Source organism: Microbacterium yannicii PS01 (assembly GCF_000304335.1).
In the GTDB taxonomy this organism is placed as follows: Bacteria; Actinomycetota; Actinomycetes; order Actinomycetales; family Microbacteriaceae; genus Microbacterium; species Microbacterium yannicii_A.
In genome coordinates, this window is record NZ_CAJF01000057.1 from 1 (window position 1) to 6,613 (window position 6,613).

Here is a 6,613-nt window from a genome sequence, read left to right on the forward strand (position 1 = left end):
TGCGCTCGGCGCGGGTCGCGACCTCGCGGATCACCTCGCCGCGAGCGCCGCGCGGGCGACGCCGCGGCCCTGCCATTCGGGGAAGACGTTCCACCCTGTCTCCCACGCGGGCGTGCCGTCGTGCTCGACCTTCCAGTAGCCGATCCCGCCGGCCGGCTCCCCCGTCGACCTCGATCCGGTACATCCGTGCGTCGTCGGCCTCCCACAGGCGCAGGTATCTCTCCTGACGCTCCTGGAGCTGATCCGGCGACTCCGGCCCGCCCAGGTGGACCGTCATCTCCGGCGTATTCGCGCGCTCGAGCAGCGCGAGGTCGCCCGCACCCCCATCGTTCGAGCGTCACCCGCGGAGTCTGAGCCATCCGCCGAGTCTAGGGACGGGGTCCGACCTCGCGCCGTAGGCTGGCGCTCGCGGGCGACGGCGCCCGCGAGGGGGTGCGGATGAGTCCCAGCAGCATCGAGATCGCCCAGGCGGCGACCCTTCGACCGGTCACGCAGATCGCGGCGGGCCTCGGCATCCCGGATGACGCGATCGTGCCGTACGGAAGGTACAAGGCCAAGGTCGCGCTCTCGCACCTCGCGACGCTGGCCGATCGTCCGCCCGGCAGGCTCGTACTCATGACGGCGGTCTCTCCCACCCCGGCCGGCGAGGGGAAGACCACGACGACGGTCGGACTCGGCGACGCGCTCACGCGGATCGGCGAGCGCGCCATGATCTGCCTGCGTGAGCCGGCGCTCGGTCCCGTGTTCGGCATGAAGGGCGGCGCGGCTGGCGGCGGCTACGCCCAGGTCGTGCCGATGGAAGACATCAACCTTCACTTCACCGGGGATTTCGCCGCGATAGCGGTGGCGACGAACCTGCTCGCGGCGCTCATCGACAACCACATCCACCACGGCAACGAGCTCGGCATCGACGTGCGCCGCATCACGTGGCGGCGGGTGCTCGACGTCAACGACCGCGCCCTGCGCGATGTGGTGCAGAGCCTCGGCGGTCTCGGCAACGGATACCCGCGCGAATCGGGCTTCGACATCGTCGTGGCGAGCGAGGTGATGGCGATCTTCTGCCTCGCCACGAGCCTCGCCGACCTCAAGGAGCGGCTCGGCCGCATCGTCGTGGCCTACACCCGAGATCGCACGCCGATCCGGGCGAGCGATCTCCGCGCGCACGGTGCGATGGCGGCGCTCCTGCGCGACGCCCTCGCCCCCAATCTCGTGCAGACCCTCGAGCACACGCCCGCCTTCGTGCACGGCGGCCCGTTCGCGAACATCGCGCACGGCTGCAATTCGCTCATCGCCACCGCCTCGGCGCTGCGCCTGGCCGACTACGTCGTCACCGAGGCCGGCTTCGGCGCTGATCTCGGCGCGGAGAAGTTCGTCGACATCCTGTGCCGGTCCTCCGGACTGCGCCCCGCGGCCGCCGTGATCGTCGCGACGGTCCGGGCGATGAAGTACCACGGCGGCGTGGCCGTCGCCGACCTGCCGACCGAGGACGTGCCCGCGCTCGAGAAGGGACTGGCCAACCTCGAGCGGCACGTGCACACGGTGCGCGAGGTGTTCGGCCTGCCGTGCGTCGTCGCGATCAACCAGCGCGCCGAGGATGCTCCGGCCGAGATCGAGGCGCTCATCGCCGGGGCGGCCGGGATGGGTGTGCGCGCCGTGCCTGCGCGCCACTTCGCCGAGGGCGGTGCAGGGGCCGAGGAGCTCGCCCGGGAGGTCGTGGCCCTGTGCGCCCTTCGACAGGCTCCGGGACTCGTCGGTGCGCCTGTCGAACCGCTGCGCTTCGTCTACCCGTCCGACGCATCCCTGTGGCACAAGATGAGGGCGATCGCGACGCGGGTGTACGGCGCCGCCGACATCACGGCATCGACTCTGGTCCGCGCACAGATCAAGCGCTTGGAAGCCGAAGGCTACGGGCACCTGCCGGTGTGCGTGGCAAAGACCCAGTACTCGTTCTCGACCGATCCGAAGCTGCGAGGCGCGCCGACGGGCCACATCGTCGACATCCGCGAGGTGCGCCTGGCTGCCGGGGCGGAGTTCGTCGTGATGATCTGCGGCGACATCATGACCATGCCGGGCCTGCCCGCGGTGCCGGCCGCCGAGTCGATCGACGTCACCGACGACGGCACCATCGTCGGCCTGTTCTGACGCAATCCCGACCCCGATGACCTCTCCCCGGCGCAGGGCCGGCCGGCGCCCGGCCGTCGAGCCCACGCGGGCCGGGATACGGTGGAATCTCAGATCTCATCGGCAGGGCCGTCCGGCGCGAGCCCCGAGGGTGCCCCTCCCTGCCACGATCGTCGACTTCGGCTACATCTCCAAGGAGCCCGTGTGAACGAACGCGTCCCCACCCCCGATCGACCGCGCATCTCGGTCGTGACCAACGACGACGGCACCGGATCGGTCACCGTCGACGGCGCGCTGCGCACCGTGAAGGCACGCGACGCCGCGGGTGCCCGCGAGGCGGTGCTCGCGCTCGTCGTGGAGGTCGCTCAGCAGCACGGGCGTGAAGTCCGTGTCGCCGCGAGCGGCAGCGACGGCGTCAGCGCACTCATCGTGGGGCCGGACGGCTCGGTCGAGGAGGGCGTCGAGACCACGAGCTCCGAACTGGTCACCGCGGTGCCGGTCACCCCGCCCGCCCTGCCCGAGCCTCCGGCTGCGGTCGCCGAGCCGCCGGTTGCGGTTGCCGAGCCTCCGGTTCCGGTGGCTGAGCCGCCGGCGACCATGGCCGAGCCGTCGGCTGCGGTGGCCGAGACGCCCGTGGCGGCGACGACGCCGGTGGCCGCGGCATCCGACGACCACTCCCTCACGAGGCGCGACGCGCGCCTGCTCACCGCCCGCGATTTCGTCGAGTCGGCGAAGCCGAAGGAGCCGGCGCCGGCGACGGAGGGGTTCCGCGGCGGGCTCAACCGGATCGGCTTCCGCCTAGCGCCCGGACCCCGGGAGCAGGCGAAGCGGGACCGGCGCGACACCATCCAGCGGGGGTTTCAGCGGTCGGAAGACGATCGCGGTGATCGGCGAGAAGGGCGGCGTCGGCAAGACCACCACCACCTACCTGCTGGGCGCGACGCTCGGGCGCGTGAGGGGTGGGAGCGTGCTCGCGTGGGACAACAACGAGTACAAGGGCACCCTCGGCATCCGCTCGCTTGCGGCCCCGTCGCACGACCGCACCGCCATCGACCTGCTGCGTCACGTGCACGATCGTCCGGGCCAGCTGTCGTCCGCCGATCTGATCGACTTCGTCCGCGGCCAGCGCGACAACAAGTTCGACGTCCTGGCGTCGCAGAGCCTCGACGGCGACAGCGAGGTGATCGACGAGCAGGCGTTCGGCCTCCTCCACGACACGTTGAGCGGCTCGTACCGCGTCATCATCGTCGACACGGGCAACAACTCGAAGGCCGGCACGTGGCAGTCGGCGGTGGCCGCCGCCGACGTGCTCGTGCTCACCACGATCGTCAAGGAAGACAGCGCCCGCACTCTCGCGTCGATGGCCGACACGCTGGTCGCGCACGGGCACGAGGCGAAGCTGCGCAATGCCGTGACAGTCATGAGCCATCCCTCGCCCACGAGCCATCCCGACCTCGAGAAGCGTCTGACCCAGCACATGGGGGAGCTCACGCGGAAGGTCGTGCCGGTGCCGTTCGACGTCGCTCTGGACCGCGGAGATGTGATCGACTACGACGCCCTCAGCGAGCAGAGCCGCGAGGCGTGGATGGAAGTCACCGCCGCGGTAGCCGCCGGTCTGCGCTGAGGCCGAGCGCTCCGGCTGTCGGGTCCGTACAAGCCGTTGTCACAACGCGCCGCCCGGCCTTTGTGGTGATCAGCCAACCGGCTTGCCGTGTCGTTGTAGGAAGTCCTACCGTCGAGGCGACTCGACTCTTCCTTTCGCGACCCGAAGGTGATCCCCATGGCCGACGCCGCCGTCCGCACCAAGAAGCCCGCCACCAGCACGCGCACGCCCGCCGGTGGCGCTCCGACCGCCGCGCACACCGCCGCGCAGGCGCACGAGGCCCGCATCGACATCGCCGCCGTCACAGATCTGCTGCTCGGTACCTGGGGTGACACCCGCCGCACCGCCCGCGAGATGATCAAGGATCCGGCGTTCTGGCGCATCGACGGACAGCCCATGGCTGAGCACCGTGAGCGCGTGCTGACCCAGCTGCACCTGCTCGTCGAGCACGGCGGCTCACGACGCGCGTTCCCCGAGGAGTACGGCGGCGAGAACAACAACGGCGCGAACCTCGCCGGCTTCCAGGAGCTCGTGCTGGCCGACCCCAGCCTGCAGATCAAGTCCGGTGTGCAGTGGGGCCTGTTCGGCTCGGCGATCCACCAGCTGGGCACCAAGACCCACCACGAAAGGTGGCTGAAGGGCGTCATGGATCTGTCGATCCCCGGTGCCTTCGCGATGACCGAGACGGGCCACGGATCGGATGTCGCCGCCATCGGCACGACGGCCACCTACGACCCCGAGACCCAGGAGTTCATCATCCACACCCCGTTCCGCGGGGCCTGGAAGGACTACCTCGGCAACGCGGCGCTGCACGGCAAGGCAGCGACGGTGTTCGCGCAGCTGATCACGGGCGGCGTGAACTACGGCGTGCACTGCTTCTTCGTACCGCTGCGCGACGAGGAGGGGAACTTCCTTCCCGGCATCGGCGGCGAGGACGACGGCGTGAAGGGCGGCCTCAACGGCATCGACAACGGCCGCCTGCACTTCGACCACGTGCGCGTGCCGCGAGAGAACCTGCTCAACCGCTACGGCGATGTCGCCCCCGACGGTTCGTACAGCTCCGACATCTCCAGCCCCGGCCGCCGCTTCTTCACCATGCTCGGCGCGTTGGTCCAGGGCCGCGTGTCGCTCGACGGCGCCGCGACCACGGGCACCGCTCTCGCGCTGTACATCGCGCTGACCTACGCCAACCAGCGCCGCCAGTTCGACTCGGGCACCGGCAGCGACGAGGTCGTGCTGCTCGACTACGGCAAGCACCAGCGACGCCTTCTGCCGCTGCTGGCCCAGAACTACGCGCAGTTCTTCGCGCACGACGAGCTGCTGCGCACCTTCGACGGCGTCTTCTCGGGGCGCAAGGACACCCCCGCCGAGCGCGAGAACCTCGAGACGCTCGCAGCCGCCCTCAAGCCCCTGTCGACCTGGAACGCGCTCGACACGATCCAGGAGGCACGCGAGGCGTGCGGCGGATCGGGCTTCCTCGCCGAGAACCGGCTGGTCGGCCTTCACCAGGACCTCGACGTCTACGTGACGTTCGAGGGCGACAACAACGTGCTGCTGCAGCTGGTCGGCAAGCGGCTGCTGGCCGACTACGCCCGGCAGTTCAAGGGCGCGGATGCCGCGACCCTCGCCCGCTTCGCCGTGAGCAGCACCGCGGGCAAGCTGTTCCACGGCGCGGGCCTGCGCCAGCTGGGTCAGGCGGTGGCGGATCTCGGCTCCACGGCGCGCTCGGTGGAGCTCGGGCTGCGTGAGGACCAGCAGCACGAGCTGCTCGCCGGCCGTGTGCAGCAGATGGTGGCGGATGTCGCAGCCGCCCTGCGTCCGGCATCCAAACTCTCACCCGCCGAGGCCGCCGCGCTCTTCAACGCGCACCAGGCCGAGCTCATCGAGGCGGCTCGTGCTCACGCGGAACTGCTGCAGTGGGAGGCGTTCACCGACGGGATCAACCGCATTTCCGACGCCGGCACGAAGCAGGTGCTGACGTGGCTGCGTGACCTCTTCGGGCTGCACCTGATCGAGAAGCACCTCGCCTGGTACCTCATCAACGGCCGGCTCTCGGCGCACCGCGGGGCCGCCGTCACCCGCTACATCGATCGCCTCTGCGGCCGTCTGCGCCCCCACGCGCAGGACCTCGTCGACGCCTACGGGTTCGCCCCGGAGCACGTGCGGGCGCCCATCGCCTCAGGCGCTGAGCACGAGCGGCAGCACGAGGCGCGCGAGTACTACCGCGCGCTCGCCGCGTCGGGCACCGCCCCGGTCTCGGAGAAGTCCCTCAAGAAGAAGTAGTGCCGGGCCGCGGCATCCGTCCCCGCCCTCTTCGCGAAGGAAAGGTCAGGTGGCGGACCAGCCGCACATGCCGCACTCGCCGGTCGCCGAGACCTCGACGAAGCAGTTCGGGCACATCGCGCGCAGGCGCTCGGGGACGGTCGGCTTCGCCGGACGGCGCTCCGCGGCCGGGCGCGACGCGGGGCGCGACGCCGCCCGGCCGACGGGCGTCGCGACCACGGGGCGCTGGATCACGGGACGGTGCTCGGCGCAGTAGAAGCGCACGTACCCGTCGTGGTTCTTGGGGTGCCGGTGCTTGAACGCCCACAGCTCGGTGCGCGGCAGCGGCTCGGACTCGGTGCCGCACGTGAAGCACCGGGTCGGGTCTCCCGGAACCGATGTCGGCGACGAGGACGAGGGTGTCGAAGGGGATGGAATCCCGCCAGTCGGACGAAGCGACGATCTTCATGGGGCTTGCCTCCTGCGATGCGGGGTTCGAACCGAACCCGGACATTTCAGAGTAACGCGCCCGGGGGTAGCCGTCCGGGGTACCGAGGGTGTGACGTGCAGCTGAACTGCGGCGTGTCGGCCCGTGGTACGGGTCCGCAGCTGCGCGGATCCGTCCGA

The 6,613-nt window shown here is 70.7% G+C and carries 6 protein-coding genes; 3 read left to right on the forward strand and 3 right to left on the reverse strand.

Annotation, left to right across the window (positions count from 1 at the left end; translation table 11 throughout):
- Positions 1-30: 30 nt before the first annotated feature.
- A complete protein-coding gene (locus WYM_RS20815) occupies positions 31-243 on the reverse strand; it encodes a GNAT family N-acetyltransferase (RefSeq protein ID WP_083866284.1) in 213 nt (70 codons plus the stop codon).
- A gap of 195 nt (positions 244-438) precedes the next feature.
- Between WYM_RS20815 and WYM_RS18580 the strand changes: the two genes are divergently transcribed.
- The gene (locus WYM_RS18580; protein ID WP_019182351.1) at positions 439-2,142 is read left to right on the forward strand and encodes a formate--tetrahydrofolate ligase; all 1,704 of its coding nucleotides are present in this window, start codon (positions 439-441) and stop codon (positions 2,140-2,142) included.
- A gap of 344 nt (positions 2,143-2,486) precedes the next feature.
- Here WYM_RS18580 and WYM_RS21295 read toward each other — a convergent pair whose 3' ends face one another.
- Positions 2,487-2,903 (reverse strand): hypothetical protein, encoded by a 417-nt coding sequence (locus tag WYM_RS21295; RefSeq protein ID WP_019182353.1) that lies wholly within the window; start codon positions 2,901-2,903, stop codon positions 2,487-2,489.
- A gap of 101 nt (positions 2,904-3,004) precedes the next feature.
- Here WYM_RS21295 and WYM_RS21300 point away from each other — a divergent pair, with 101 nt between their 5' ends.
- On the forward strand, positions 3,005-3,745 hold the full coding sequence (locus WYM_RS21300; RefSeq protein WP_019182354.1) for a MinD/ParA family ATP-binding protein: 741 nt from the start codon (positions 3,005-3,007) through the stop codon (positions 3,743-3,745).
- 156 nt (positions 3,746-3,901) lie between these two features.
- Positions 3,902-6,007, forward strand: coding sequence for an acyl-CoA dehydrogenase (locus tag WYM_RS18590; protein ID WP_019182355.1), 2,106 nt, complete (start codon positions 3,902-3,904; stop codon positions 6,005-6,007).
- Positions 6,008-6,052: 45 nt separating this feature from the next.
- Here the strand turns inward: WYM_RS18590 and WYM_RS22330 are convergent, their stop codons facing one another.
- Positions 6,053-6,241, reverse strand: coding sequence for a hypothetical protein (locus WYM_RS22330; RefSeq protein WP_237739457.1), 189 nt, complete (start codon positions 6,239-6,241; stop codon positions 6,053-6,055).
- Positions 6,242-6,613: the final 372 nt, after the last annotated feature.